Source organism: Roseateles sp. GW821-FHT09H11 (assembly GCF_059415845.1).
The window spans coordinates 1,205,111-1,230,756 of record NZ_JBWKOA010000001.1; the positions used below are offsets into that span (position 1 = coordinate 1,205,111).

At 66.9% G+C, this 25,646-nt stretch carries 26 protein-coding genes; 6 read left to right on the plus strand and 20 right to left on the minus strand.

The genetic code is table 11. From position 1 onward, the window contains the following. Window positions 1-17: 17 nt before the first annotated feature. From AC07PR_RS05030 to AC07PR_RS05115, 18 genes are all read right to left on the minus strand, one after another. Entirely contained in the window at window positions 18-536 is a 519-nt protein-coding gene (locus AC07PR_RS05030) for a hypothetical protein (RefSeq protein ID WP_495134588.1), read from the minus strand. Between the two features lie 15 nt (window positions 537-551). After that, window positions 552-896, minus strand: a complete 345-nt coding sequence (locus tag AC07PR_RS05035; protein ID WP_495134589.1) for a hypothetical protein — start codon at window positions 894-896, stop codon at window positions 552-554. Window positions 897-1,160: 264 nt separating this feature from the next. Beyond that, window positions 1,161-2,099, minus strand: coding sequence for a YuxH family protein (locus AC07PR_RS05040; protein ID WP_495134590.1), 939 nt, complete (start codon window positions 2,097-2,099; stop codon window positions 1,161-1,163). A 195-nt stretch (window positions 2,100-2,294) separates the two neighbouring features. Next, complete coding sequence (locus AC07PR_RS05045; RefSeq protein WP_495134591.1) at window positions 2,295-4,394, minus strand: sensor histidine kinase; 2,100 nt, start codon at window positions 4,392-4,394, stop codon at window positions 2,295-2,297. Then, window positions 4,387-5,055, minus strand: coding sequence for a response regulator (locus tag AC07PR_RS05050; protein WP_067273685.1), 669 nt, complete (start codon window positions 5,053-5,055; stop codon window positions 4,387-4,389). Before AC07PR_RS05050 ends, AC07PR_RS05045 begins: the two co-directional genes overlap by 8 nt. A 116-nt stretch (window positions 5,056-5,171) precedes the next feature. Then, the gene (locus AC07PR_RS05055; protein ID WP_495134592.1) at window positions 5,172-5,441 is read right to left on the minus strand and encodes a hypothetical protein; all 270 of its coding nucleotides are present in this window, start codon (window positions 5,439-5,441) and stop codon (window positions 5,172-5,174) included. A 352-nt stretch (window positions 5,442-5,793) separates the two neighbouring features. Next, on the minus strand, window positions 5,794-6,942 hold the full coding sequence (locus AC07PR_RS05060; protein ID WP_377155543.1) for an ABC transporter substrate-binding protein: 1,149 nt from the start codon (window positions 6,940-6,942) through the stop codon (window positions 5,794-5,796). Window positions 6,943-7,051: 109 nt separating this feature from the next. Further along, window positions 7,052-8,374 carry a TRZ/ATZ family hydrolase gene (locus AC07PR_RS05065; protein WP_495134593.1) on the minus strand — a complete coding sequence of 441 codons (1,323 nt, stop codon included), beginning with the start codon at window positions 8,372-8,374 and terminating at the stop codon, window positions 7,052-7,054. A 101-nt stretch (window positions 8,375-8,475) separates the two neighbouring features. Continuing rightward, the gene (locus AC07PR_RS05070; protein WP_495134594.1) at window positions 8,476-9,456 is read right to left on the minus strand and encodes a nucleoside hydrolase; all 981 of its coding nucleotides are present in this window, start codon (window positions 9,454-9,456) and stop codon (window positions 8,476-8,478) included. Between the two features lie 19 nt (window positions 9,457-9,475). Beyond that, window positions 9,476-10,477 carry a ribokinase gene (locus AC07PR_RS05075; RefSeq protein ID WP_495134595.1) on the minus strand — a complete coding sequence of 334 codons (1,002 nt, stop codon included), beginning with the start codon at window positions 10,475-10,477 and terminating at the stop codon, window positions 9,476-9,478. After that, window positions 10,474-11,490, minus strand: a complete 1,017-nt coding sequence (locus tag AC07PR_RS05080; RefSeq protein WP_377155547.1) for a LacI family DNA-binding transcriptional regulator — start codon at window positions 11,488-11,490, stop codon at window positions 10,474-10,476. Before AC07PR_RS05080 ends, AC07PR_RS05075 begins: the two co-directional genes overlap by 4 nt. A gap of 209 nt (window positions 11,491-11,699) precedes the next feature. Next, a complete protein-coding gene (gltA, locus tag AC07PR_RS05085; protein ID WP_421037247.1) occupies window positions 11,700-13,010 on the minus strand; it encodes a citrate synthase in 1,311 nt (436 codons plus the stop codon). A gap of 30 nt (window positions 13,011-13,040) precedes the next feature. Continuing rightward, window positions 13,041-13,322, minus strand: a complete 282-nt coding sequence (locus AC07PR_RS05090) for an FAD assembly factor SdhE (protein WP_377155548.1) — start codon at window positions 13,320-13,322, stop codon at window positions 13,041-13,043. Between the two features lie 28 nt (window positions 13,323-13,350). Further along, entirely contained in the window at window positions 13,351-14,055 is a 705-nt protein-coding gene (locus tag AC07PR_RS05095; RefSeq protein WP_495134596.1) for a succinate dehydrogenase iron-sulfur subunit, read from the minus strand. Between the two features lie 22 nt (window positions 14,056-14,077). Continuing rightward, window positions 14,078-15,886 carry a succinate dehydrogenase flavoprotein subunit gene (gene sdhA, locus AC07PR_RS05100; RefSeq protein WP_377155550.1) on the minus strand — a complete coding sequence of 603 codons (1,809 nt, stop codon included), beginning with the start codon at window positions 15,884-15,886 and terminating at the stop codon, window positions 14,078-14,080. Window positions 15,887-15,889: 3 nt separating this feature from the next. Continuing rightward, the gene (sdhD, locus tag AC07PR_RS05105) at window positions 15,890-16,252 is read right to left on the minus strand and encodes a succinate dehydrogenase, hydrophobic membrane anchor protein (RefSeq protein WP_067273716.1); all 363 of its coding nucleotides are present in this window, start codon (window positions 16,250-16,252) and stop codon (window positions 15,890-15,892) included. A 75-nt stretch (window positions 16,253-16,327) separates the two neighbouring features. Then, window positions 16,328-16,768: a succinate dehydrogenase, cytochrome b556 subunit gene (gene sdhC / locus AC07PR_RS05110; protein ID WP_377155553.1), complete on the minus strand. Its 441-nt coding sequence runs from the start codon at window positions 16,766-16,768 to the stop codon at window positions 16,328-16,330. A gap of 126 nt (window positions 16,769-16,894) precedes the next feature. Next, complete coding sequence (locus tag AC07PR_RS05115; RefSeq protein WP_377155555.1) at window positions 16,895-17,677, minus strand: GntR family transcriptional regulator; 783 nt, start codon at window positions 17,675-17,677, stop codon at window positions 16,895-16,897. Between the two features lie 255 nt (window positions 17,678-17,932). Between AC07PR_RS05115 and AC07PR_RS05120 the strand changes: the two genes are divergently transcribed. The 6 genes from AC07PR_RS05120 to acnB all read left to right on the plus strand — a co-directional run bounded on the left by AC07PR_RS05120 (window position 17,933) and on the right by acnB (window position 24,421). Continuing rightward, window positions 17,933-18,919: a malate dehydrogenase gene (locus AC07PR_RS05120; RefSeq protein ID WP_297531473.1), complete on the plus strand. Its 987-nt coding sequence runs from the start codon at window positions 17,933-17,935 to the stop codon at window positions 18,917-18,919. A gap of 190 nt (window positions 18,920-19,109) precedes the next feature. Continuing rightward, on the plus strand, window positions 19,110-20,120 hold the full coding sequence (locus AC07PR_RS05125; protein ID WP_495134597.1) for an HpcH/HpaI aldolase/citrate lyase family protein: 1,011 nt from the start codon (window positions 19,110-19,112) through the stop codon (window positions 20,118-20,120). Window positions 20,121-20,301: 181 nt separating this feature from the next. After that, window positions 20,302-20,877: a hypothetical protein gene (locus tag AC07PR_RS05130; RefSeq protein ID WP_377155557.1), complete on the plus strand. Its 576-nt coding sequence runs from the start codon at window positions 20,302-20,304 to the stop codon at window positions 20,875-20,877. A 232-nt stretch (window positions 20,878-21,109) separates the two neighbouring features. Beyond that, on the plus strand, window positions 21,110-21,355 hold the full coding sequence (locus AC07PR_RS05135; protein ID WP_483106040.1) for an AbrB/MazE/SpoVT family DNA-binding domain-containing protein: 246 nt from the start codon (window positions 21,110-21,112) through the stop codon (window positions 21,353-21,355). Between the two features lie 4 nt (window positions 21,356-21,359). Next, entirely contained in the window at window positions 21,360-21,782 is a 423-nt protein-coding gene (locus AC07PR_RS05140) for a type II toxin-antitoxin system VapC family toxin (RefSeq protein ID WP_377155560.1), read from the plus strand. A 50-nt stretch (window positions 21,783-21,832) separates the two neighbouring features. Further along, on the plus strand, window positions 21,833-24,421 hold the full coding sequence (gene acnB / locus AC07PR_RS05145; protein WP_495134598.1) for a bifunctional aconitate hydratase 2/2-methylisocitrate dehydratase: 2,589 nt from the start codon (window positions 21,833-21,835) through the stop codon (window positions 24,419-24,421). Window positions 24,422-24,589: 168 nt separating this feature from the next. Here acnB and sodC read toward each other — a convergent pair whose 3' ends face one another. Next, window positions 24,590-25,126: a superoxide dismutase [Cu-Zn] SodC gene (sodC, locus tag AC07PR_RS05150; protein ID WP_377155564.1), complete on the minus strand. Its 537-nt coding sequence runs from the start codon at window positions 25,124-25,126 to the stop codon at window positions 24,590-24,592. Between the two features lie 15 nt (window positions 25,127-25,141). Continuing rightward, window positions 25,142-25,639 (minus strand): tetratricopeptide repeat protein, encoded by a 498-nt coding sequence (locus AC07PR_RS05155; protein WP_495134599.1) that lies wholly within the window; start codon window positions 25,637-25,639, stop codon window positions 25,142-25,144. Window positions 25,640-25,646: the final 7 nt, after the last annotated feature.

Sequence of the window (25,646 nt, forward strand, 5' to 3'; positions counted from 1 at the left end):
AAAGATTCGTGGCGAGATCAACAGTCCCAGATCGCCCGCTGGAACTCCTCGCTGGATTCGAAGGCCAGGCCGGTCCTCTTGCCGCGAAATTCCGCCACGCGCCAGCGATCGATCTCGAGCCAGACGAGGAGTTCATCCGTTCCGGATGGAGACCTGCAGGGCACCCAGACGCGGACTGACCAGTTGCCTGGAATGTCGTCGGCCAAGGCGGACTTCAGGTCCTGACCAAACGCCAGGCCCGCCTGGCGCCTCAATGCCGCGGTATCGAGCACACCCGCGTCCAAATAGTGATCGGCGAGAGCAATGAGCGCGTCGATCGATCCAGCATCGGCGCACTCATTCATGTGGCGCAACGCCTTGGCCACATCGCCTTCCTGGAGCCAACGTCTCGCTTCTTCCTTGTCGAAGTCCATCACTCGGAACAGATCAGAGAAGTCGCTCATCGAATCGCACCAGGCGGCAGACGATGACCATCGTCCCGTTTCGGAACTGCAGGTGATGGCGAAACCGCCCCTCTGAATCTTGAACAAGCTCATGAGCATCGAGATCGTTCAATGCGGCCCAGTCACGATCCGAATGGAACTCCTCGTGACCACGCCAGTTCCGGTAGGCGACCATTGGCGCCCCAGACAGAAGCCAGTACAGGCCACCATGCCAGTACGCGGGCCGGCGATGATGTTGCTCCGCGCTTCGATCCCCGCGATGCCCGGCACGACCTTGATCGGCACATTGATGCTGGCGGCACCACTCGCGTTGACGGAGAACTCGTGGGGCGTCGTCATCTCGGCCCGCGCATCGGGACTGGTAGCAGCCAGCGCCAGCACGACTACCGCCGCGTGGCCGGACAAGCGCCGCATCCCGTCCGGAGACGGACTCAACAGGGTGTGGAGATTCATTCGCATCGTGTGTCTTCCGCCTCGTGCCGCGTCCGGGGCCGGACAGGCACGGGCAGACCCGATGCGGATCGACCGCGAACGGTCGATCGCACTCAAGCTGCGCGCTTCCTCCCTCCCCTCGACGCGGCGTTGCTCCGCGTGTCAGGTCTTGCCGTGCGTATTCGCATCTGGCAAGACCAATGGGCGCGCAGTATACAAATTACTTAACGAATATTTAACTCAACATCAACGCCAGAAAAACCTTCGTGCGAGGACATCCGTCCGTCACACATCGCGGGCACAAAGCCGCCGATAGAGATCGAAGACCTTCGCCTCCAGTTCGGCCGGACTGCAGCAGATGCGTGCGCCGATCAGCCGCGCGCGATAGTTGTGGATCTGCTCGCGAACCGCGTGCGACCAGCTCTGGGTGCTCGGCGTCAGGTCGAAGGTGCTGCTGCGCAGCACGTGCAGCCAGCCGATGAGCACCGGCTCCGGCACTCCCGCCAAGGTCTCGGCGAGGGTCTCCGGCGGTCGCGCCCGGCCGGCATGCAGGCGGTGGAGCATCAGCAGCCGGATCACCAGCGCCGGGTCCGAGGCCGCGGTCATCGCCAACGCCTCAGGCGGCGCGCCATGCCGCACCAGGCGGAAGAGGCGCCCCAGCACGTCCAGATCGCAGCTCGGCAGCGATCGCGGCGACTCCTCCTGCGGCGCCATCAGCAGGTCACCCTGGAAGTAGCGCACGCCCAGCGCCTTGAGGCGCAGGTAGTCCGCGGACTCCGTCATGCGGTCGGCGATCAGCGTCGCACCGGCCTGGCGCGCCAGCTCCTGGACCGTCGCCCAGGCGCTCACCGGCGCCAGCGACACATCGAGCTTCACGAACGAGAGCATCGGCAGCCAGGCGGTACGCGCATCATCCGGCGACACCACGCCCGCCAGTGCGAATCGGTAGCCTCGCGCATGCAGTTGCGCGATGCGGCGGGTCACCGACTCCTGGACGGGCATGCCCACGGGCAACTGGATCGCGCCGAGCGAGCCGCACAGGACATCCCCGATCGGACTGAGCAGGGTCGCCGCGTCCATGTCGATGAACAGGCAGCCGGGACGGCGATGCGCCAGGCCGCCGTCGAGCAGGGCCTGGCTCAGCAGCAGGCTGGTCGCATAGGCACTGGGCGGCGGCGCGCGGCGCGAGCCCGCGCTCCATCGGAAGCACAGTTCCTGTCCCATCGGTTCGACGGATCCGTCGATGATGGATTGGCGTGCGAAACGGGAACTGGCCGGTTCGGGTTGAATCAGCAGCCGGGCTACCGTAACGCCGTTGCGGGAGGGTCGGGAAGATTGCATGACCATGGAAATCGTCGGCAGACCCGGATGCCCGGGCGGGATATCAGTATTTCCAGGAACGGCCAAACGTTCGATGGCTCAGCTCAGTGGCAATGCAGCGGTTTCCGACTGGGAACAGTCGTCGACCGACTCGTTTGCTGAGTCCTGGGCCGGCAATATCGTCAACGGCAGGCTCAAGCAGGTGCGCGCGCCTTGCGGCGTGCGTTCGAAATGGAAGACCGCGCCGATGCGCTCGGCGCGGCGCCGCAGACCGTGCAGGCCGGTTCCTCCGGTCAGCGGCGACTCGTCGCCGGACATCTCCGCGCGCGCGTCGCGCTGGGCCGCCCCGGACTGGCCGTTGTCCTCGATGAGCACTTCCAGCCGCGCGCCCTGCGGCACCGTCATGCGGATCGAGAGCCGGCTCGCCTGGGCGTACTTGATGGTGTTGGCGACGGACTCCTCCACGATGCGCATCACCTGCCTGGAAAGATCAGCCAGCAGCACGATCTCGGGTCCTTCGGGAATGTCGTACTCGATCTGGAAGTCGGCCCGGGTGAGCGATTCGTCGAGGTTGCTGCAGTAGGTGAACAGGATGTCGTGGATCGTCCGCTGCTCGTGGACTTCCGTCACCGAGATGATCTCGCGCAGGTCCTTCAACGCATCCATCAGCCCGCGCTCGAGACGGTCATGGTCGATATCGCGGTCTCGCACGCTGAACAGCGTCGTGACCAGCTTGGAGCCGATGCCGTCGTGCAGGTCGCGGTAGATCCGGTCCCGCTCGGCCTGCGCGGCGGATTCGGTCTCCATCTCGCGCTGCCGGTTGTAGCTGATCAGCAGCTCCCGTTCGCGCTGCTGCAGCGTGTCCGTGAGGATGCGGTTGTTGTCGCGGACGCGCTTCACGCTCGCCTGGAACTTCGTCAGCAGGATCTGCGCGACGACGAACAGCAGCAGCGGCACGCTCAGGTGACTCAGGAAGATCGGCGTCACCAGCAGATGGGAGAGCGACCAGCCTGCATCAGGCATCGGGAAGGACACGAGCTGTCGCACCGCGTTGTGGTCGCGCAGCGCGAAGACCTGTGCCAGCACGGACTGGAACAGCAGCGACATGGCCGTGCGCGAGCGCGTCCGCGCCACGTGCAACGCCAGACGCGAGCAGGCGTAGAGATGGAACACCAGCAGCACGGGCAGCCAGTAGGTGTCCAGCCATTCCCGCCCGCGCAGATCCAGCAGCGGATAGGTGAGCGCCGCGAACGCGCCCGCGCCGAACAGGGCCAGCATCCCGCCCCGGCCCAGGGGCTCGTCGACGAAGGCGAAGATGAACAGCGTCAGCACCACCACGACGCCGCCGATGCAGGCGTACTGGGCCCAGAGCCACAGCGGCAGCATCGCGGCCGGGACGTACGGCAACAGCACCAGCGAGAACAGCACCGACCACAACACTGTCGTCGCCCCCGCATGCAGGAACACGGCGCCCTCCCGCCGGTTCGCCAGCCAGGCGCCCAGCATGAACATGCCCGCCAGCAGGCAGAACACGTTGGACGCATTGGCCAGCGAGGTCCCGACGAACAGGGTCAGTTCGCCGATGTAGGAGATGGTGTCGAGGTCGCCGATGTAGATCGGCGCGATGTGGATCTGCCGGTCCCAGGTCGTGAGTTCGACCGTCAGCACGTTGCCTTCCGGCCGCACGAGGCTCCGCGCCAGCGGCACCTGCAAGGGGCGGTACCACTTGTAGCGCGCGTCGGCGGTCGACTTCGGCAGGCCGGCGACCCAGACGCCGTTGAGGTAGACGTCCATGCCATCCAGGGCCTGGCTGATCAGCAGGCTGGTGCCTGGGATCCGCGACTCCTGCCGGAAAGGCGTGCCCGCCGGCGTCTCGCAGCACGGCGCCGGGCGGGCGAGATAGCGGTCCAGGTCGATCCGGAATCTCGCCCGCTTCAATCCGGCCGACTGGCTGACGTCGTGAAAGTAAGGGAGGGCGAAGCCCCCCTGGTGGGCGAGGATCAGCCCCTCCAGCCGGGGGATCTCCGGACCCGCATCGCGCGCAGCGTAATTGGCTTCGACGATCTCCAGGTCCTGGGCCCCCTCCACGCGGTAGACCCGCGTCGCCAGACTGCTGGTCGCCACGACCAGCAAGGCCAGGATGAAGAAGGTCAGCCAGAAGAACACCGTCTTCAGCGAGCTCCGCCTCGGACTACTCATCGATGAGACCGTGCAGGCGCGCGGCGTTGGCCGCCATGGCCCGCGACTTCACACCGAGCTTGCGGTAGACGCTGCGCAGGTGCTGGTTGACGGTGTGATGCGAGATGCTCAGCCGGCGTCCGATCTCGACGATGGGCAGGCCATCGACCAGATGCCGCAGGACCTCCCATTCCCGCTCGCCCAGCCCGAGGTCACGGAGCACCTTCTGCCGGTCGACATGCGGCCGCACGTTGTTCTCGAGCATCGTGATCCGCTCGACGACCAGCTGCGCGACCGCCGGGCTCAGCGGGGCCTGCCCGTTGTGCGCGCTGACGAGCTTGTCCACCATCGACGGCTGGATCTCCTCCTTGAGCAGGTAGCCGCTGGCCCCCGCCCGCAGGCTGCGCATCACATGCTTGCTGTCGCCGAAGGTGCTGACGACGACGCTGCGCGACTCCGGGCATTTGTCCTGGATCAGCCGGATCAGTTCGACACCGTCCACGTCCGGCAATCCCAGGTCGACGATGTACAGGTCCGCGCGGTTGGCGAGGATCGCCGCCACGGCCTCTCCGCGATTCTTGGCGATGCCCACCACCTCGCAAAAGCTACTGTTCGAAATCACGTCCACCAACCTCTTCATGACGGTGGGGTCGTCCTCGATGATCACGACGGCGATACTCATTCATTGGCTCCTTCTCACTCGTTATCCCATTGCCCAGAGGCGGGCACAGTTTCGCGAGCGAGCAGAAACGAGCAATCACCGAAGCAAGTAAACCCGAAAACGCCAGACTACTGAATTCAGTGGTGGTCCAGGATTCGCGGCGGCGGCTGGTCCCACTCCCTGTCGACGGGCCGCGCGACCCGATGCCATCGGCCTTTGATCCAGCCTTCCGTGCTGGCGGCCAGGCAGGCGATCAGCAGCATCAGTCCACCAATCGCCAGCAGATAACCAATGACAGTAAGTTCAAATAAGGGATGCCCGGGGGGCGACGACTCGGTCCGCTCGGCCACCAGGCATCCCACGCCGGCGAGCGCCAAGCCGATCGAGATCGCATACATATTTCGCATGACACAAATCCATTCGCAAACTGTTGGCGGCAGTGTCACCGACTGCGATCAGTTTGCTAATCACTCATGAATGCATTTATCGACTTAAACATGTCAGCCTCCGGCGATTCGAATGACGAATTCATTGGTCGACCAACGAATTCGTGTCGTTCGAGGAGGTCGTTTCGAATAAGTGGGTCGGTCTGACCCATTCTCGGGCCGCCATTGCCGATATCGAGGCCATGGGCGGGATGCACCGACTCAGTCGCTGGAAACCGCCCGACGGCGACCTGTCTGGCCGGCTTGCGCGTCAGGAAAAACAGGACGGGCGCCCGAAGGCGCCCGTCGCGAAGGGAAGTTCCGACCCCTGGATTCAGCGCAGGAAGCGGCCTCGCGGATCGATGATCGCGATGTCCGCGTAGTTCGTGCCCGTGTGGTCGGTGGGCGAATACCCCACCTCCATGCCGCCCAGATCGAAGCGGGTCATGCTGTTGAGGACCTTCTGGATGGCGGCGCGGCTGGGATCCTTGCCGGCGCGCTTGAGCGCCTCGACCAGGACCTTGGCGGAGGCAAAGCCTTCCATCATGGCCGGCGTGACCTGGCCGTTGGACTCGGCGGGATTCGCCTTCACCAGGTCGCCGAGTTCGCGGACCATCGGCACGTTGGTCGAGCGCTCGCTCGGGAAGACCTGCGACACGATGATGCCGGCGGCGTTCTGGCCCAGCAGCTGGACGAACCCGTTGGACGCGTTGTTCGACAGGGTGGCACCCAGGATGCGCGAACCGGCCGCGCGCAGCGCATTGATCGTGTCGGCGGTGATCTGCTGCGAGGCGACCATCAGCACGACCTGCGGGTCGGCGGCGATCAGCTGCTTGACGACGCCGGCGATGTCCGGCTTCTCGCGCTCATAGGTGAAATGGGCCACCGGCTTCATCTTGCGGTCGTTGAAGCCCGCCATCGCACCGACGATGCCGTCCGCGCCGAAGGTGTCGTTCACCTGCACCAGCGCGATGCGCGTGTTGCCCATCTCCAGCAGCAGCTGGACGGCACGCTCGGCCTCGCGCTGGTAGGTCGAACGCACGTTGAAGACAAGGGGATGGACCGGCTTGTGCAGCAGCATGGCGCCGGTGGACGGCGCGATCAGCGGCACCTGGCCCTTTTCCAGCAGCGGGAGCACGGCTTGCGTGTGCGGCGTGCCGCGCGTCAGGAACAGGGCGACGGCGCCCTTGTCGATCAGCGTCTGCGCGTTGGCGGCGGCGCGCTTGGGATCGAAGCCGTCGTCCAGCGACTGCAGGTCGATCTTCTGACCGTTGACGCCGCCGGTGGCGTTGACCTTGTCGATGTAGAGCCTGGCGCCCAGCGTCAGTTCCTTGACGCTGGCCGCGACCTGGCCGGTGAAGCCGGCCGTCTGGCCGATCAGGATGTCCGCGCGGGCCGCGGCGCTGAGGCCGAAGGCCACCAGGGCGGTGGCGATGGAGGCGGCGAACCGGCTCAGGGGCCGGTTCCGTGTAGGCTTGCTCATGGTGGTCTGTCCCGCCGGCTCGCGGTGGCGGCCGGCTTGTGTCTCCAGCACGCCGACGGTCAGTTCGCCGCCGGCCCCTCGGCGCCGCGACCCCCACGTTCAGGGGGGATCAGCGCCCCGCGCGCATCTTAGCCACGATGTCCGTGACCCGCCCCAGCAAAGCCTGCGTGTCGAAGGTCAGAACGTTGCGATTCGACAGCACCTGACGGCCGCCCACCCAGACGTCCGTGACATGTTCACGCCCCGCCACATAAACGAGTTGCGCGTCGGCGTGATAGACCGGCTGGCATTCGATCGAGTCCAGCGCCACGGCCACCACGTCGGCCAGCTTGCCGGCTTCCAGCGTGCCCAGATCGTTCGCGCGGCCCATGGCCTTGGCGGCGCGCACCGTGGCCATCTCCAGCGCGGTGCGCGCGGAGACCGTCAGCGGATCGCCGGTCACGCCCTTGGCGAGCAGCGCCGCGGCGCGGATCTCGCTGAACATGTCCTGGCGGTTGTTGGAGGCCGCGCCGTCGGTCCCGAGGATGGTGTTGACGCCGGCCGCCTCCAGGGCCTTCACCGGCGCCACGCCCGAGGCCAGCTTGAGGTTGGAGCTCGGGTTGTGGACCAGGTGCACGCCCTGCTTCGCGACGAGGTCGATCTCCTCGGGGCTCAGGTGGACCATGTGCACGGCGATCATCTTCGCGTTCAGCAGGCCGAGCTTGTTCAGGCGCGCCAGCGGGCGCTCGCCGTACTGCTTGATGCTGCCGTCGATCTCGTCCTGCGTCTCATGGATGTGGCAGTGCATCTGCAGGTCGTACTTCTCCGCCAGCTCGCGCAGCTGGATGAAGGTCTCGTCCGAGACCGTGTACGGCGCGTGCGGCGCGCTGGTCCAGTCCAGCAGCTTCTCGCCCTTGAACTGCTCGTAGGCGGCCAGGCCTTTCTCGATGTAGTCCTGCGCGTTGGCGGCGTAGCCGGTGGGGAAGTCGATCACGTTGATCGACACGCCGGCGCGGATGCCGCTGTCCACCGCCGCGCGGGCCATCGCGGTCGGGAAGAAGTACATGTCGTTCAGGTAGGTCACGCCGCCGCGCAGCGCCTCGGCCGCGGACAGCAGCGAACCCTGGTAGGTCCAGTCCTCGCTGACCCACTGGCGCTCCAGCGGCCAGATGTGGTTGTTGAGCCAGTCCATCAGCGCGAGGTCGTCCGCGACGCCGCGCAACAGCGACATCGCCGAATGCGTGTGGGCGTTGATCAGGCCGGGGATCAGCACGTGGTTCGGGAGCTCGACGCGCTCGGCGTCGGCGTAGCGCTTGAGCGCTTCCTCACGCGGCAGGACGGCGGCGATGCGTTCGCCTTCGATGGCCAGCGCGTGCTGCTCGAGCACCGGGCTGTCCGGGGTCATGGTGATCAGCCAGCGGGGCAACAGCAGCTTCACGGCTTGGGTCGTCATTCGGGTTCTCCTTGCTCGCGCCGTTCGGCGCGACGTGCATTGTCTTGATTCTTTAGAGCGTCGTCGCGCGATCGCATCGCGTCGCGGCGACAACGCCGGCGTCAAAAGATCTCGTCGAACAGCGCCAGCACGCGCGCCGCATCAACCTCGACGCAGACCTGCTGCGCCGGATGGCCGCTCCAGGGCGTGCCGCCGCCGTGTTCGCCGCGCCAGTCCTGGATGGTCTGGCCGGTGGCGATGCCTTCCAGCGCCACGCGCACCGGGCCGGCACGCAGGGTGAAGGCGTCCGGCACCAGCAGGATCGCCGCCGCGCTGGCGTCGTGCGCGTAGATGCCGCCGATGCCGTCGCGCGCATCGTAGAACTGCTGGTAGTGGCGCGTGGCCTGCCAGAGCAGGTCGCCCGCGCCCTCCCCGCGGCCGCGCAGCTTCCCCAGGTCGGCCTCGCGCATGATCGCTTCCTGCGTCACGTCCAGACCGACGATGGTCACCGGCCAGGCCGCGGTGAAGACCTGGTCCGCGGCTTCGGGATCGGCCAGGATGTTGGCTTCGGCCACCGGCGTCACGTTGCCGCCGTGGCCCTTCAGGCCGAAGGCGCCGCCCATCACGACGACGCGCTTGACCTTGCCGGCGATCGCCGGATCGTGCGCCAGCGCGAGCGCCAGGTTCGTGAACGGACCGACGGCCACCAGCGTGATCTCGCCGGGCCGCTCATTGACGAGGTCGCAGATCAGCTGATGCGCGGGCCGCGGATCGAGCGGCCGCGTCGGCGCCGGCAGACGGTCGGCGACGCCGCCCAGTCCGTCATCGCCGTGCACGTGCGCGGCATCCTTGCGCCGGCGTTCGTCGCGCAGCGGGCCTTCGGCGCCGGCCGCGACGGGCACATCCTTGCGGTAGAGCGCGGTCAGCCCGCGCGCGTTGCGCGTGGTCGTGGCGACGGGGCCGTTGCCGAAGGCCGTCGTGACGGCCACCAGCTCGAAACGCGGATGGCAGGCCAGCAGCGCGAGCGCGAGCGCGTCGTCGATGCCGGGGTCGGTGTCGAAGAGGACCGGGATGCGGCCGGAAGCGGGGATCTTGCTGTCCATGGGGTACTGCGCTCCAGGGTCAGGAGTTGCCGTCGGCGGAGTGTGCCCCGTTCGCCGTCAACGTGGCGAGCTCGGGCAATTCCGGCAGCTCGGAGCGGTGCGGCATCGCCTGCTGCACGCCGGTGCGGCTGACCGCGAGCGCCGCGGCCAACTGCCCCAGCGCGGCCGCGCGGGCCGGCACCAGGCCCTCGGCCAGACCGACCGCGAGGCCGCCCACCAGCGTGTCGCCGGCACCGACCGTGTCCACCGCATCGACGCGGGAGGCGCGCAGATGCAGCCCCTCCGGATGCTCGTCGCTGAGCAGCCACGCGCCGGCGCCGCCCAGCGTCACGAGCACGTGGCGCGGTCCCAGCGTCCGCAGATGCGCGGCGGTCGCGCGCGCGATGGCGATGCCGTTGGCATCGCCGGGCAGCGCCACGGCGCGGGCCAGTTGCAACGCCTCGGTCTCGTTGACGATCAGCCAGTCGCTCAGGCCCAGCAGCGCGGCCGGCAGGTCCTGCGCGGGCGCGGCGTTCAGCACCGTGATCACGCCGGCCTCGCGGGCGATCTCGAAGGCGCGCTGGATCGCCGGCACCGGCACCTCCAGCTGCGCCACGACGACCTTGGCCTGCCGCAGCAACGCCCCGCCCTGCTCCACGTCGGCCGCGTCGAGGTCCGCATTGCTGCCGGGCACGACGACGATCGCGTTCTCGCCACCCTCGCTCGCGACCATGATCACCGCCACGCCGGGCCACGCGGCCTCGTCGCGTCGGATCGCCTGGACATGCACCCGCTCCGCTTCCAGCGCCTTCAGCAGATCCTGGCCGTGCTGGCGCATGCCGACGCGGCCGATCAGCGCGACCTCGGCGCCGAGCCGCGACGCGGCCACCGCCTGGTTGCCGCCCTTGCCGCCGGGCGTGCCGGCGAAGGCCTCGCCGATCAGGGTCTCGCCCGGCGCGGGCAGGCGCACGGCGTGGGCCACGAGGTCCATGTTGACGCTGCCCACCACCACCACGGTGGCCGCAGCCTTTGCTGAAGTCATGAAAGCTCCGGAGACGACGGCGCCGCGGTGCTCTCGCGCAGCACGACCTGCGGCACGAGTTGCAGGTCCTTGAAGGGCGCCTGGGGATTCTCGATGCGCTCGATCAGCGCGCGACCGGCCTCCCGGCCGAGCTCGCGGATCGAGCAGCCCACGCTGGTCAGCGCGGGATAGACATAACTGCCGAGCTCGATCGCATCGAAGCCCACGACCGACAGCTGACGCGGCACGTTCAGTCCGAGTTCGGCGGCGGCGCGCAGCGCGCCCATGCCCATCAGGTCGTTGCAGGTGAAGACGGCCGTCAGCTCGGGCTGGCGGGTCAGTAGCGCCTTGACGGCCTCGTAGCCGCCGGCGGTGCTGAAGTCGCTCTCGGCCAGCCACTCCGCGCGCGCCTCGAGGCCGCGCTGCTGCAGCGCGTTGCGCCAGCCGGCGACGCGTTCAGTCGTCACTTCGAATTCGGCGGGGCCGCTCACACAGCCGATGCGGCGATGGCCCAGTTCCAGCAGATGGCGGACGACCTCGAAGGCGCCCAGCTGGTTGTTCACGCTGACGCGGTCCGCGCGCGCGCCGGGCACCAGGCGGTCCACGGTCACCACGGGCACGCTCGCATGACGGAAGGTGCTGGCCAGCGTCTCGGCATCGCCGGCGGAGCTCAGCAGCAGGCCGTCGATGCGCTTCTCGAGCAGCGTGCGCAGGTAGGCCTGCTGGTGCTTGGGGTCGTTGTCCGAGTTGCAGAGGAAGACCGAGTAGCCCGCCTGCCGGCACCACTCCTCGGCGCCGACGACCAGCTCCGCGAAGAACGGGTTGCGCACGTTGGGCACCAGCACGCCGACGATCTTGGTCTCGCTGCGCCGCAGCGAGCGAGCCACCGCGCTGGGCAGGTAACCGATCTCGTCGACCGCCGCCAGCACGCGCGCGCGGGCTTCGGCGCTCACCGGTCGCGTGTTGTTCAGCACATGCGACACCGTGGTGAAGGACACCCCCGCCAGCGCGGCCACATCCTTGATGGTGCTCATCGGTCGATCCGATCCTCTGCTCGTGCCAAACTGGCTGGTTCAGTCAATTGCAAACGTTTGCAGAGCATACCCCAAGGGCAATGGGCGCCAGGCCGGGGCGAACCCCGTGCATCAAATATTCAAATGCCGGTCCAGATGAAGAAAAGCCCCTGGGCCGAGGCACAGGGGCTTGGTGGGGTGAGCCGGTGTTCCGGCTCGGCGTCTGCTGATCAGCGTTGGGCGATCGGCGTGACGTCGCGCTTGGTGGCGCCGACGAAGAGCTGACGCGGACGGCCGATCTTGTACTCGGGGTCGCCGATCATCTCGTTCAGCTGGGCGATCCAGCCGACCGTGCGGGCCAGCGCGAAGATCGCCGTGAACAGCGGCACCGGGATGCCGATGGCGCGCTGCACGATGCCGGAGTAGAAGTCGACGTTCGGGTACAGCTTGCGGGCGACGAAGTATTCGTCTTCCAGCGCGATCTTCTCCAGCTCCATCGCCAGCTTGAACAGCGGGTCGTCGTGCAGGCCCAGTTCGTTCAGGACTTCGTGGCAGGTCTCGCGCATCAGCTTGGCGCGCGGGTCGTAGTTCTTGTAGACCCGGTGACCGAAGCCCATCAGCTTGACGTTGCTGTTCTTGTCCTTGACCTGCTTGATGAACTCGCCGATCTTGGCCACGCCACCCATCTGCTGGATGTCGTTGAGCATGTTCAGGCAGGCCTCGTTGGCACCGCCGTGCGCGGGACCCCACAGGCAGGCCACGCCCGCGGCGATCGCCGCGAACGGGTTGGTGCCCGACGAGCCGCACAGGCGCACCGTCGAGGTCGAGGCGTTCTGCTCGTGGTCCGCATGCAGCGTGAAGATGCGGTCCATCGCGCGGACCAGCACGTCGTTGGGCTTGTACTCCTCGCACGGCGTAGCGAACATCATGCGCATGAAGTTGCCGGCGTACGAGAGGTCGTTCTTCGGATAGATGTACGGCTGGCCGATCGTGTACTTGTAGGCCATCGCCACCAGCGTCGGCATCTTCGCGATCAGGCGGATCGCGGCGATCTCGCGGTGCTCGGGGTTATTGATGTCGGTGCTGTCGTGATAGAAGGCCGACAGCGCGCCCACCAGGCCCGTCATGACCGCCATCGGGTGCGCGTCGCGACGGAAGCCGCGCAGGAAGAACTGCATCTGCTCGTTGACCATCGTGTGGTTGGTCACGCGGTTGACGAACTCTTCCTTCTGCGACGGGCTGGGCAGCTCTCCGTACAGCAGCAGGTAGCAGGTCTCGAGGTAGTCGCAGTTGGTCGCCAGTTGCTCGATCGGGTAGCCGCGGTACAGCAGCTCGCCCTTGTCGCCGTCGATGTAGGTGATCGTGGAGTTGCACGACGCCGTCGACAGGAAGCCCGGGTCGTACGTGAACTTGCCGGTCTGCGCGTAAAGCTTGCGGATGTCGATCACATCCGGACCGATGGTGCCCTTGTACAGGGGCAGATCCATTTGCGGGCTGCCATCGGAGAACGACAGGGTGGCTTTGACGTCAGACGGGGTCATGGGCATTCCTTATGACTTCGGGGGTTCTGGTTACTGAGGAGTCCGCAGCATCGCGAGCACGGCATGAACGTCGGGCCGGTCCAGCTCGTCGGCCGGTTCCTTGCGGGCCAGCATCAGATCGAGCAGGTCGTTGTCCGACAGGTCCATCAGCTGGCGCAGGCCTTCCGCGTGGAATTCGGTCAACGCGCCTTCGTGCCGCCGGAAGAACCGCTCGATGAAAAGATCATTCTCCAACAGCCCGCGGCGGCAACGCCACTTGAGCTTGGAGAGATCCCTCTCATCGATGAGGGTGTTGGTGTCGGCGGCGTTCATGCGTGTGCGTAGGTTCGCGCGAGCAGGCTCAGACGGTGCGGCGCACCATCAGTTCCTTGATCTTGCCGATCGCCTTCGTCGGGTTGAGACCCTTCGGGCAGACGTCGACGCAGTTCATGATGGTGTGGCAGCGGAACAGGCGGTACGGGTCCTCGAGGTTGTCGAGGCGCTCCGCGGTGGCCTGGTCGCGGCTGTCGGCGATGAAGCGGTAGGCCTGCAGCAGACCGGCGGGACCGACGAACTTGTCGGGGTTCCACCAGAAACTGGGGCAGCTCGTCGAGCAGCTCGCGCACAGGATGCACTCGTACAGGCCGTTGAGCTCGTCGCGCTCCTCGGGGGACTGCAGGCGCTCCTTCTCGGGCGGCGCTTCCTCGTTCACCAGGAACGGACGGATCGAGTTGTACTGCTTGAAGAACTGCGTCATGTCCACGATCAGGTCGCGGACCACGGGCAGGCCCGGCAGCGGCTTGAGGATGATGACGTCCGGCAGCGAACGCAGGTTGGTCAGGCAGGCCAGACCGTTCTTGCCGTTGATGCTCATCGCGTCGGAGCCGCAGACGCCTTCGCGGCACGAGCGGCGGAACGACAGCGAGGGATCCACCGCCTTGAGCTTGAGCAGGGCGTCCAGCAGCATGCGTTCGTTGCCGGCGAGCTCCAGCTCGATGGTCTGCATGTACGGCTTGGCGTCCTTGTCCGGGTCGTAGCGGTAGATCTTGAAGGTGCGCTTGATCATGTTTGAGTGCTCCTGCGGCCGGTCAGAAGGTACGGACCTTCGGGGGGACGCTATCGACGGTCAGCGGTTGCAGATTCACCGGCTTGTAGGTCAGGCTGTTGGACTTGGAGTGCCACAGCGTGTGCTTCATCCACTCCTTGTCGTTGCGGCCCAGCGGGAATTCCGCATCGTCCGCGCCGCGCTCGAAGTCGTTCACCGTGTGGGCGCCGCGGCATTCCTTGCGCGCGGCGGCGGACACGATCGTCGCCTGCGCGGCCTCGATCAGGTTGTCCACTTCCAGGGCCTCGACACGCGCGGTGTTGAAGACCTTGGACTTGTCCTGCAGCGTGATGTTCTTGACCCGCTCGCGGATCGCGGCGATGGCGGTGACGCCCTCGTCGAGCAGCTTGCTGGTGCGGAACACGCCGGCATGCGACTGCATCGCGGCGCGCAGGTCGTCGGCGACACCCTGCGCGTATTCGCCGCCGGTGTTGGACTCCAGGCGGTTCAGGCGCGCCAGCGTCTGGTCGGCGGCGTCCTTGGGCAGCGGCTTGTGCGACTTGCCGCCGTTCTTGACCGCGTCCACGATGTGATTGCCCGCGGCGCGACCGAAGACCAGCAGGTCCAGCAGCGAGTTGGTGCCCAGGCGGTTGGCGCCGTGCACCGACACGCAGGAGCATTCGCCCACCGCGTACAGGCCGTTGACGATGTCCTTGTAGTTGTCGCCCTTGGGAGCGACGACCTGGCCGTGGACGTTGGTCGGGATGCCGCCCATCTGGTAATGGATGGTCGGCACGACGGGGATCGGTTCCTTCGTGATGTCGACGTTGGCGAAGTTGTGGCCGATCTCCAGCACCGACGGCAGGCGCTTGGCGATGGTGTCGCCGCCCAGGTGGGTCATGTCCAGCACGACGTAGTCCTTGTTGGGACCGCAGCCGCGACCTTCCTTGATCTCCTGGTCCATGCAGCGCGAGACGAAGTCGCGCGGTGCCAGGTCTTTCAGCGTCGGGGCGTAGCGCTCCATGAAGCGCTCGCCGTTGGCGTTGCGCAGGATCGCGCCCTCGCCGCGGCAGCCTTCGGTCAGCAGCACGCCCGCGCCGGCCACGCCGGTCGGGTGGAACTGCCAGAACTCCATGTCCTGCAGCGGGATGTCGGCGCGCGCCGCCATGCCCAGGCCGTCGCCGGTGTTGATGAAGGCGTTGGTCGACGCGGCGAAGATGCGGCCGGCACCGCCGGTGGCCAGCAGCACGGTCTTCGCTTCGAGGATGTGGATCTCGCCCGTCTCCATCTCCAGCGCGGTCACGCCGACGCAGTCGCCATCGGCGTCGCGGATCAGGTCCAGCGCCATCCACTCGACGAAGAAGTTGGTGCGGGCCTTGACGTTCTGCTGGTACAGCGTGTGCAGCAGCGCGTGGCCGGTGCGGTCGGCCGCGGCGCAGGCGCGCTGGACCGGCTTCTCGCCGTAGTTGGCGGTGTGGCCGCCGAACGGGCGCTGATAGATCGTGCCGTCCGGGTTGCGGTCGAACGGCATGCCGAAGTGTTCGAGCTCGTAGACGACCTTGGGCGCTTCACGGCACATGAACTCGATGGCGTCCTGGTCACCCAGCCAGTCCGAGCCCTTCACGGTGTCGTAGAAGTGGTAATGCCAGTTGTCCTCGGACATGTTCCCCAGGCTGGCGCCGATGCCGCCCTGGGCGGCCACGGTGTGCGAGCGGGTGGGAAAAACCTTGGACAGGACGGCCACGTTCAGGCCGGCCAGCGACAGTTGCAGCGACGCGCGCATGCCGGAGCCGCCGGCACCGACGATCACCACATCGAATTTGCGCTTGGGCAGCGAGGTTCCGATTTGCATTTCTTACAGCCTCCAGAGCACTTGGATCGCCCAACCCGCGCAACCCGTCAACCACACCAGCGTGAACGTGTGCAGGAACAGCCGCACGCCCACCGGTTTCACGTAATCCATCCAGATGTCGCGCACGCCGACCCAGGCGTGGTACGCCAGGGACACGATCAGCGCGAAGGTCAGGAACTTCATCCATTGCTTGCTGAAGATGCCGGCCCACAGGTCGTAGCCGATGGCCTGGCTGGTGAACAGCACTTGCGCCAGCAGCACGATCGTGAACAGCGCCATGAGCAGCGCGGTGGCGCGCTGGATCATCCAGTCGCGCAGACCGTAGTGCGCACCGGTGACGATGCGCTTGGTTCCGTAGGTGGTCATTGTTGATTTGCCTCTTGGGTCAATCGTCGGAATTCAGTCCGACCGCACGGCCCGCGCCGCCCGGTCGCGGCCTGATCAGTACAGGCCGAACAGCTTCGCGCCGAGCGCCAGCGTCAGCACGACGCTCAGCACCAGCGTCGCGACGGCGCTGACGTGCCCTTGCTGCTTGCTCACGCTGTGCGTCGCGTCCATCCACAGGTGGCGGACGCCGGCGATGAAGTGGTGCAGGTAGCCCCAGATCAGGCCCAGCGTCACGAGCTTGATGAACCAGCCCGGCAGGAAGCCGATGCCGGACACGAAGGCCGCGGTGAAGGTCTCGTACGAGATCTCCGACGTGAGGCTGGTGTCGAACATCCAGATCACGAACGGGAGCAGGAAGAACATCAGCAGGCCGCTGATGCGATGCAGGATCGAGACGATGCCGGCCGGCGGCAAGCGGTACGCCACGATCTGCGTGACATGGATGTTGGTGTAGACCGGTCGATTCTTCTTGGTGGCTTGGGTGGCGTCCGTCATGTCCGACCTTGTAATCAATGTGAAACCCGAAGATTTTATGGCAACGCAACACCCCTCAAGGGTGTCCTGGGCGCATGTCGTCTTCCGGCGTTGCCATGAAAACGTCAGCGCCGCAACGCGAAAGCATCAGTTCAGGCTGTTGCGATAAAAGTGGTGGGAAGTGTTGTAGAGACCGCGGCGCAACTCCACCGGCTTGTCGCCGTAGGTGAAGGAGAGCCGCTCCACGCTCAGCAGCGGACTGCCGGGCGTCACCTGCAGCAGCGCGGCGGCATCGTCCTCCGCCGCGACCGCACGGATCTTTTCCTGCGCCCGGATCATGGGCACGTTGAATTCGGTTTCGAGCAGGCTGTAGAAAGGGCCGCGATGCTCGAGCAGCCGCTCGGTCGTCAACCCCTTGAACAGCGTGCCGGGCAGCCAGATGTCGTCGAGCACGACCGGATGGCCGCCGCTGTGCAGCAGGCGGCGGATCTCGATCACGGGATCGCCGGCGCGCAGCTGCATCAGCTTGGCGATGAAGGCCGGTGCGCGCTGGCGTTTGCAGTCCAGCAGCTGGCGGCCGAGCGACGAGGCCTCGTCGGCGTCGGGCGTCAGGCGCAGGAAGCGGTATTGCTGCTGCTGTTCCGCATGGGTGGCGACGAAGGTGCCCTTGCCCTGCTTGCGGACCAGCAGGTTGTCGGCGGCCAGTTCGTCGACGGCCTTGCGCACGGTGCCCTGGCTCACCCCGAAGCGGGCCGCCAGGTCCATCTCGCTGGGGATGGTCTCCCCCGCCTTCCATTCGCCGGCCTGCAGCCCCTTCAGGATCAACCCCTTGATCTGGCGATACAGCGGACTGAACGACGGCGCGGCTTCCGCGCGCGCCAGCTCATTGAGCGGCGTCACGGGGTGGACCGGTGCGGCGGGGGGCGACATGGGGCGCGATTCGAGCACAAACCCGAATGCAGCGTCCACCCTCCGGAGGGAGTCCGACCGGATTAGTCTTATATAAGACAGAAGAGTGTCAGTTCCGCGCAATGGTCGTGCGCTACTTTTGGGGGCAACTCCCCAGACCGGTGGGCGAAGAAGACCCTTTCGCGATCCGTGCCGGGGCCGCGCTGTCCTACACTTGCCGCCGCTGGCGCGGACTGCGCCTCACGCATCATTCACTCGCACTTCTCGGAGACCCTGATGAGCAAGAAACCCGTTCGCGTCGCCGTCACCGGCGCCGCCGGCCAGATCGGCTATGCCCTGCTGTTCCGCATCGCTTCCGGCGAGATGCTGGGCAAGGACCAGCCCGTCATCCTGCAACTGCTGGAGATCCCCGACGAGAAGGCCCAGAACGCGCTCAAGGGCGTGATCATGGAGCTGGAAGACTGCGCCTTCCCGCTGCTGGCCGGCATCGAGGCCCACAGCGACCCGATGACCGCCTTCAAGGACACCGACTACGCGCTGCTGGTCGGCTCGCGTCCGCGCGGCCCGGGCATGGAACGCTCGGAACTGCTGTCGATCAACGGCGCCATCTTCACCGCGCAGGGCAAGGCCCTGAACGCCGTGGCCTCGCGCAACGTCAAGGTGCTGGTGGTCGGCAACCCGGCCAACACCAACGCCTACATCGCGATGAAGTCGGCCCCGGACCTGCCGGCCAAGAACTTCACCGCCATGCTACGCCTGGACCACAACCGCGCCGCCTCGCAGATCGCCGCCAAGACCGGCAAGCCGGTCGCCGGCATCGAGAAGCTGGCCGTGTGGGGCAACCACTCGCCGACGATGTACGCGGACTACCGCTTCGCCACGATCGACGGCCAGTCGGTCAAGGCCCTGATCAACGATGAAGAGTGGAACCGCACGACCTTCCTGCCGACCGTCGGCAAGCGCGGCGCCGCGATCATCGCCGCCCGCGGCCTGTCGTCGGCCGCCTCGGCCGCCAACGCCGCCATCGACCACATGCGCGACTGGGCCCTGGGCACCAACGGCAAGTGGGTCACGATGGGCGTGCCGTCCAACGGCGAATACGGCATCCCGAAGGACGTGATGTTCGGCTACCCGGTGACGGTCGAGAACGGCGAGTACAAGATCGTCGAAGGTCTGGAGATCGACGAGTTCTCGCAAGGCGCGATCAAGAAGACGTTGGACGAACTGCTGGAAGAACAAAACGGCGTGAAGCACCTTCTGTAAACCACCCCTACCGCCTTCGGCGGCCCCTCAAGGGGCGGCTCCGAGGCCTGGCAAAGCCAGATCCTCGTGCCCTGCTTGATAGGGACCAGGCTTCGCCGGTCCGTCGCTGAAGGCAGTATCGTTGGGCCGACCTTCGCAAGAAGGCCGGCCCTTCTTCTTTCCAGACCTCCTCATCGCCCCTCCTCATCGCATGAGCACCCTCCTCACTCCTGCCCAGGCCCTGTTCGAAGAAGGCCAGGCGCCCGTCGTGCTGCCGGTCGTCGATCACTACTGCGGCGTCGAGGCGCGCATGCTCAAGAGCCTCGAACTGCAGGTGCGCATGGGGCCGGTCTTTGACATCACGCTCGATTGCGAGGACGGCGCGCCCGTCGGCGGCGAGGCCGAGCACATGCTGCTGGTGCTGCACCTGCTGAACGGATCGCTGAACGCCCATGGACGCGTCGGCGTGCGGGCGCATCCGTTCAGGCACCCGGCCTTCGAGGCCGATGTCGAGGCGGTGATCGCCGGCGGCGGCGAGAAGCTCGCCTTCCTGATGATCCCGAAGCCCGAAGGCATCGAGGATCTGAGCCGCGCCATCGCCTTCATCGACGACTGCCTGAAGCGCCACGAGATCAGGAAGCCGCTGCCGCTGCACACGCTGATCGAGACGCACGGCGCGCTGCGCGACGTGATGGCGATCGCCGCGCATCCGCGCATCGAATCGCTCTCCTTCGGCCTGATGGATTTCGTGTCCGCGCATCGCGGCGCGATCCCGCGCTCGGCGCTGACGGTCGAGGGCCAGTTCACGCACCCGCTGGTGCAACGCGCGAAGCTGGCGATCTCCGCCGCCGCGCACAGCTACGGCAAGACGCCGTCGCACTGCGTCGTCACCGAGTTCAAGAGCGAACGCGCGATCCAGTCCGCCGCCGAGCGCGCCGCGCGCGAGTTCGGCTACACGCGGATGTGGAGCATCCATCCGAACCAGATCCAGCCGATCATCGATGCCTTCGCGCCCAGCGTCGCGGAGATCGACGAAGCCATCGACATCCTGCAGGCCGCGCAAGCCGCGCAATGGGCACCGATCCAACACCGCGACATGCTCCATGACCGCGCCAGTTACCGTCTGTTCTGGCACCTGCTGCAGCGCGCGCACGGCACCGGGCAGAGCTTGCCGACAGAGGTCGAGCAAGCGTGGTTTGCGCCGCATCCATCGCCCCTGTGACGGCACGAACACCCCGTGAAGACCCTAGCAACGATCAACGGTTTGACACATTAAATCCCCGCTTCAGGGGACGCGCGCGCAGTCACAATCGCGCATCGCCGAGTTCCGGCGTTTCGTTTTTCCGGCCGTTGCTTCGGCTGGTGATCCAAGGTCCCTCAGGTCCAACTTTCACGTCCTCCCCATGCGACTGACCGCCCTCCTCCTTTCCGGCGCCGCTGCCGCCGCGCTGACGCTGACCACCGGCATCGCCGCCGCCCAGCCCGCCGCCAACACCGGCACCGCCAAGCCCGCGGCGCCGGCCAAGCCCGCGGCCGCCAAGCCCGCACCGGCGAAGACCGCCGCGAAGAAGCCGGCCGCCAAGACGCCCACCCCGCCGCCTCCGCTGCCGGAAGCGAACGAGGAACAGCTGGCCGCCGCCAAGCGCGCCTACCTGGGCCTGTACGAGTGCGAGTTCAAGCAGTCGATCACCATCGAGCCGAACGCCAAGGACGTGGGCTACATCAACGTGGCCTTCAAGAAGGACACCTTCGTGATGAAGCCCGTGCTGTCGACCACCGGCGCCCTGCGCCTGGAAGACGTCACCGGCCGCACGCTGATGGTCCAGATCGCCAACAAGTCGATGCTGCTGGACGTGAAGGCCGGTCAGCGCCTGGTCGACGAGTGCGTCCACCCGGAACAACGCGCCGCGATCGAAGCCGCGCGTTCCGCTTCGGCTCCTGCCGGTGGCGGCCTGGGCATCACACCGAGCGCGCAGTAAAGCCTTCGCGCCCGCTGGACGAAGCCGCCTCTCGAGGCGGCTTTTTCTTGTCCACCGCCCCTATCCATACTTCGGGAGTCGGGCTTCCGGTGCTGACGCTGGCTTTCATGGACTGAAAGTACGTACAATTCATGCATACTTTCTGATTCATACCGTTCGTGCGACGCCGCACTGAACGGTCATGAATTCGCCAGAGCCGTCGTCTAATCTCCCAGCATCGCCAGGAGCCCGCATGGAAGCCACCGTCGCCGAACGAGGTCAGATCACCCTGCCCAAGGCCGTGCGCGACGCGCTGGGCCTGACCAAGGGCACGACGCTCAAGGTCGAGCTCGACGGCGCGCGCATCATCCTGCGCAAGAACGTCGACGACGCCATCTCCCGCGCCCGTGGCCGCTTCAAGCTGCCCGAAGGCACCGCCACCGACGACGTGATGCGCGACCTGCGCGGCCGCGGCCCCGACGACGCCACCGACGCCTGACCCGATGATCGCCGTCGACAGCTCCGTCCTCATCGACCTCCTGGGCGACGCGCCCGGCGCGGACGCGGCCGAGGCCGCCCTGCGCCTGGCGCTGTCCAGCGGCCCGGTGGTGCTGTGCGACGTCGTGCTGTCCGAGGTCACCGCCGGCCTGGGCCATGGTTCCGAGGTGATGGACGCGCTGGAGGAGATGGGCCTGAGCTTCCTGGCCATCGACCAGCGCGCCGCGATCCGCGCCGGCGAGATGCAACGCAAGTTCAAGCAACGGCTGGCCGACAAGGGGGCGAACGCCTCGTCGTCGCGCGCCATGCCCGACTTCCTGGTGGGCGCGCACGCGATGCTGCAGTGCGACGGCCTGATCACCCGCGACCAGGGATTCTTCCGAGACTATTTCAAGGGCCTCAAGGTCATCGTGCCCAGCGCGCCATGACCGGTCAGACCCGCCTTTTGACCCAAGCAGAGACAACGACTGGAGTTCGCATGCTGCAAGCCTACCGCCAACACGAAGCCGAACGCGCCGCGCTCGGCATTCCGCCGCTGCCACTCGACGCCAAGCAGGTGGCCGAGCTGATCGAACTGATCAAGACCCCGCCCGCCGGTGAAGACGCGTTCCTGCTGGACCTGCTGACCCACCGCGTGCCCCCGGGCGTGGACGACGCCGCCAAGGTCAAGGCCAGCTTCCTGGCCGCCGTCGCGCACGGCGACCTGAAGGTGGGCCTGATCTCCAAGGCCAAGGCCACCGAGCTGCTGGGCACCATGGTCGGCGGCTACAACGTGCATCCGCTGATCGAGCTGCTGGACGACGCGGAAGTCGCCGGCGTCGCCGCCGAGGGCCTGAAGAAGACCCTGCTGATGTTCGACTACTTCAACGACGTCGCCGCCAAGGCCAAGGCGGGCAACGCCAAGGCCAAGGAAGTGATGCAGAGCTGGGCCGACGCGGAGTGGTTCACCTCGCGCCCCGAGGTCGAGAAGAAGATCACCGTCACCGTCTTCAAGGTGCCTGGCGAGACCAACACCGACGACCTGTCGCCGGCCCCGGACGCCTGGAGCCGCCCCGACATCCCGCTGCACTACCTGGCGATGCTGAAGAACACGCGTCCGGACGCGGCCTTCAAGCCCGAGGAAGACGGCAAGCGCGGCCCGATGCAGTTCATCGAGGAACTGAAGAAGAAGGGCCACGTCGTGGCCTACGTCGGCGACGTCGTCGGCACGGGCTCGTCGCGCAAGTCGGCGACCAACTCGGTGATCTGGGCCACGGGCCAGGACATCCCCTTCGTCCCGAACAAGCGCTTCGGCGGCGTGACGCTGGGCGGCAAGATCGCGCCGATCTTCTTCAACACGCAGGAAGACTCGGGCTCGCTGCCGATCGAGGTCGACGTCAGCAAGCTGGAGATGGGCGACGTCATCGACGTGCTGCCGTACGAAGGCAAGCTGGTGAAGAACGGCGAGACCGTCACCGAGTTCAAGCTCAAGAGCGAGGTGCTGTTCGACGAAGTGCGCGCCGGCGGCCGGATCAACCTGATCATCGGCCGCTCGCTGACCGCCAAGGCGCGTGAGTTCCTGGGCCTGCCCGCCTCGACGCTGTTCCGCCTGCCGCAGGCCCCGGCCGAAACGAAGGCCGGCTTCACGCTGGCGCAGAAGATGGTCGGCCGCGCGGTCGGCCTGCCGGAAGGCCAGGGCGTGCGTCCGGGCACCTACTGCGAGCCCAAGATGACGACCGTCGGTTCGCAGGACACGACCGGCCCGATGACCCGCGACGAGCTGAAGGACCTGGCCTGCCTGGGCTTCTCGGCCGACCTGGTGATGCAGTCCTTCTGCCACACCGCGGCCTACCCGAAGCCGGTGGACGTCAAGACGCACCGCGAGCTGCCCGCCTTCATCTCCAACCGGGGCGGCGTGTCGCTGCGTCCGGGCGACGGCGTGATCCACAGCTGGCTGAACCGCCTGCTGCTGCCCGACACCGTCGGCACCGGCGGCGACTCGCACACGCGTTTCCCGATCGGCATTTCGTTCCCCGCAGGTTCGGGCCTGGTCGCCTTCGGCGCGGCCACCGGCGTGATGCCGCTGGACATGCCGGAATCGGTGCTGGTGCGCTTCAAGGGTGAGATGCAGCCGGGCGTGACGCTGCGCGACCTGGTGCACGCGATCCCGCTGTACGCGCTCAAGGCCGGTCTGCTGACCGTCGCCAAGGCCGGCAAGAAGAACATCTTCTCGGGCCGCATCCTGGAGATCGAAGGCCTGCCCGACCTGAAGGTCGAGCAAGCGTTCGAGCTGTCCGACGCCTCCGCCGAGCGCTCGGCCGCCGGCTGCACGATCAAGCTGAATCCGGCGCCGATCAAGGAGTACCTGAGCTCCAACGTCGTCCTGATGAAGAACATGATCGCCGACGGCTACGCCGACGCGAAGACGCTGCAGCGCCGCATCGAGAAGGTCGAAGCCTGGCTGGCCCAGCCCGACCTGCTGGAAGCCGACAAGGACGCCGAATACGCGGCCGTGATCGAGATCGACCTGGCCGACATCACCGAGCCGATCGTCTGCTGCCCGAACGATCCGGACGACGCCAAGGTGCTGTCCGAAGTCGCCGGCACGAAGATCGACGAGGCTTTCATCGGCTCGTGCATGACCAACATCGGTCACTTCCGCGCGGCGGCCAAGCTGCTGGGCGGCCAGCGCGACATCCCGGTCAAGCTGTGGGTCGCGCCGCCGACCAAGATGGACCAGAGCGAGCTGATCAAGGAAGGCCACTACGCCGCCTTCGGCACGGCGGGTGCGCGCACCGAGATGCCGGGCTGCTCGCTGTGCATGGGCAACCAGGCGCAGGTCCGCGAGGGCGCGACGGTGATCTCCACCTCCACGCGCAACTTCCCCAACCGTCTGGGCAAGAACACCAACGTGTTCCTGGGCTCGGCCGAGCTGGCCGCCATCGCGTCCCGCCTGGGCCGCCTGCCGACCAAGGAGGAGTACCTCAAGGACATGGGCGTGATCGATGCCGACAAGGCGAGCGTCTACCGCTACATGAACTTCGACCAGATCGAGGAATACGCGGAAACGGCGAAGTCGGTGTCGTGATGCAACGAGCGACCTGACGGTCGCTCGGTCGCGAGATCGGCGGGGGATGTTGAGTCCCCTGCCCCTCGCCAAAGAACAAGGGCCCGGAGGTGCAAACCTTCGGGCCCTTTGCATTGGGCGAACGTGTCGTCGCCACGACTCGGGCATCGCGTGCCCGATCAGGGAGGCTCAACCGCCGATGACGCCGCAGGCGACACGCGCCCCGCCACCGCCCAGCGGCGCGGGATGGTCGGAGTGGTTGTCGCCGCCCATGTGGACCATCAACGCGTGACCCTTCACCTCGTCGATCTTCTTCAGCCGCGGCGACAGCACCGGGTTCGTCGCCTGGCCCTCGTGTGACACGTACAGCGGCGGCAGGTCGCCCAGGTGGCCGTCGCCCCACGGCTCGCCGTGGCGCTTGCTGCCCAGCGGATCAAAGTGCCCGCCCGCGGCGCCGGCCGGCGTGACCGTGCCGTTGGTCGTCGACGGCGCGCACGAGGGGTTCTCATGCACGTGGAAGCCGTGCACGCCGTGCGGCAGTCCGGTCAGTTGCGGATAGAACGCCAGGCCGTAGGGCGTCTCCACGATGCGCACCGTGCCGACCGAAGGGCCGGCGCCATCCGCCTGCGCGGCGGCGAGGTTCACGGTCAGCTCGGCGGCATGGGCCGCCGCCATGGCGCCGCAGGACACGAACAGGCCCAGGCACAACGACTTCACGAGGTTCATTCAAAGCTCCTTGGTTTACCAACCACCCTGGGCCACGTACTTGTTGCCGTTGGCCTGGTAGCGCGCGATGGCTTCCTTCAGCTCCGTGTGCTGCTCGCAGGACGACTTGCACTCGGTGGCCAACGAAGCCAGACGGGCCTGCGCCTTCGGCAGGTCGCCCTTCATCAGGTAGAGCTCGCCAGAGTACTCCAACGCGTTGCGGTGATGGGGATCGATGCGCAGCGCCTCGTCGTAGTAGCGCTCCGATGCGGCCAGGTCCGGATTGCCGGCCTTGCGCGACACGTAGCCCATCAGGTTGTTCCAGTCCGCGTTGCGGCGATCGTCGACGCGCTTCAGTTCGTCACGGGCCGCTTCCCACTGGCGGGCCTCGATCAGTTGACGGGCGGTGGCCAGGCGGTTCACCGCCGGCGCTGGCGCGGCCGACGGCGACATGTCGGCGGCCTGCGCGGACGGGATGGAACCGGCCAGCGCCCAGACGGCGGCCACCAGGGACAGCAGCTTCATGGTCTTCATGTGTTGC

Bases quoted from the DNA above. Each gene is read 5' to 3' on its own strand.
- AC07PR_RS05030 (WP_495134588.1), bottom strand. From the start codon at position 536: ATGAGCTTGTTCAAGATTCAGAGGGGCGGTTTCGCCATCACCTGCAGT.
- AC07PR_RS05035 (WP_495134589.1), bottom strand. From the start codon at position 896: ATGAATCTCCACACCCTGTTGAGTCCGTCTCCGGACGGGATGCGGCGC.
- AC07PR_RS05040 (WP_495134590.1), bottom strand. From the start codon at position 2,099: ATGGGACAGGAACTGTGCTTCCGATGGAGCGCGGGCTCGCGCCGCGCG.
- AC07PR_RS05045 (WP_495134591.1), bottom strand. From the start codon at position 4,394: ATGAGTAGTCCGAGGCGGAGCTCGCTGAAGACGGTGTTCTTCTGGCTG.
- AC07PR_RS05050 (WP_067273685.1), bottom strand. From the start codon at position 5,055: ATGAGTATCGCCGTCGTGATCATCGAGGACGACCCCACCGTCATGAAG.
- AC07PR_RS05055 (WP_495134592.1), bottom strand. From the start codon at position 5,441: ATGCGAAATATGTATGCGATCTCGATCGGCTTGGCGCTCGCCGGCGTG.
- AC07PR_RS05060 (WP_377155543.1), bottom strand. From the start codon at position 6,942: ATGAGCAAGCCTACACGGAACCGGCCCCTGAGCCGGTTCGCCGCCTCC.
- AC07PR_RS05065 (WP_495134593.1), bottom strand. From the start codon at position 8,374: ATGACGACCCAAGCCGTGAAGCTGCTGTTGCCCCGCTGGCTGATCACC.
- AC07PR_RS05070 (WP_495134594.1), bottom strand. From the start codon at position 9,456: ATGGACAGCAAGATCCCCGCTTCCGGCCGCATCCCGGTCCTCTTCGAC.
- AC07PR_RS05075 (WP_495134595.1), bottom strand. From the start codon at position 10,477: ATGACTTCAGCAAAGGCTGCGGCCACCGTGGTGGTGGTGGGCAGCGTC.
- AC07PR_RS05080 (WP_377155547.1), bottom strand. From the start codon at position 11,490: ATGAGCACCATCAAGGATGTGGCCGCGCTGGCGGGGGTGTCCTTCACC.
- gltA (WP_421037247.1), bottom strand. From the start codon at position 13,010: ATGACCCCGTCTGACGTCAAAGCCACCCTGTCGTTCTCCGATGGCAGC.
- AC07PR_RS05090 (WP_377155548.1), bottom strand. From the start codon at position 13,322: ATGAACGCCGCCGACACCAACACCCTCATCGATGAGAGGGATCTCTCC.
- AC07PR_RS05095 (WP_495134596.1), bottom strand. From the start codon at position 14,055: ATGATCAAGCGCACCTTCAAGATCTACCGCTACGACCCGGACAAGGAC.
- sdhA (WP_377155550.1), bottom strand. From the start codon at position 15,886: ATGCAAATCGGAACCTCGCTGCCCAAGCGCAAATTCGATGTGGTGATC.
- sdhD (WP_067273716.1), bottom strand. From the start codon at position 16,252: ATGACCACCTACGGAACCAAGCGCATCGTCACCGGTGCGCACTACGGT.
- sdhC (WP_377155553.1), bottom strand. From the start codon at position 16,768: ATGACGGACGCCACCCAAGCCACCAAGAAGAATCGACCGGTCTACACC.
- AC07PR_RS05115 (WP_377155555.1), bottom strand. From the start codon at position 17,677: ATGTCGCCCCCCGCCGCACCGGTCCACCCCGTGACGCCGCTCAATGAG.
- AC07PR_RS05120 (WP_297531473.1), top strand. From the start codon at position 17,933: ATGAGCAAGAAACCCGTTCGCGTCGCCGTCACCGGCGCCGCCGGCCAG.
- AC07PR_RS05125 (WP_495134597.1), top strand. From the start codon at position 19,110: ATGAGCACCCTCCTCACTCCTGCCCAGGCCCTGTTCGAAGAAGGCCAG.
- AC07PR_RS05130 (WP_377155557.1), top strand. From the start codon at position 20,302: ATGCGACTGACCGCCCTCCTCCTTTCCGGCGCCGCTGCCGCCGCGCTG.
- AC07PR_RS05135 (WP_483106040.1), top strand. From the start codon at position 21,110: ATGGAAGCCACCGTCGCCGAACGAGGTCAGATCACCCTGCCCAAGGCC.
- AC07PR_RS05140 (WP_377155560.1), top strand. From the start codon at position 21,360: ATGATCGCCGTCGACAGCTCCGTCCTCATCGACCTCCTGGGCGACGCG.
- acnB (WP_495134598.1), top strand. From the start codon at position 21,833: ATGCTGCAAGCCTACCGCCAACACGAAGCCGAACGCGCCGCGCTCGGC.
- sodC (WP_377155564.1), bottom strand. From the start codon at position 25,126: ATGAACCTCGTGAAGTCGTTGTGCCTGGGCCTGTTCGTGTCCTGCGGC.
- AC07PR_RS05155 (WP_495134599.1), bottom strand. From the start codon at position 25,639: ATGAAGACCATGAAGCTGCTGTCCCTGGTGGCCGCCGTCTGGGCGCTG.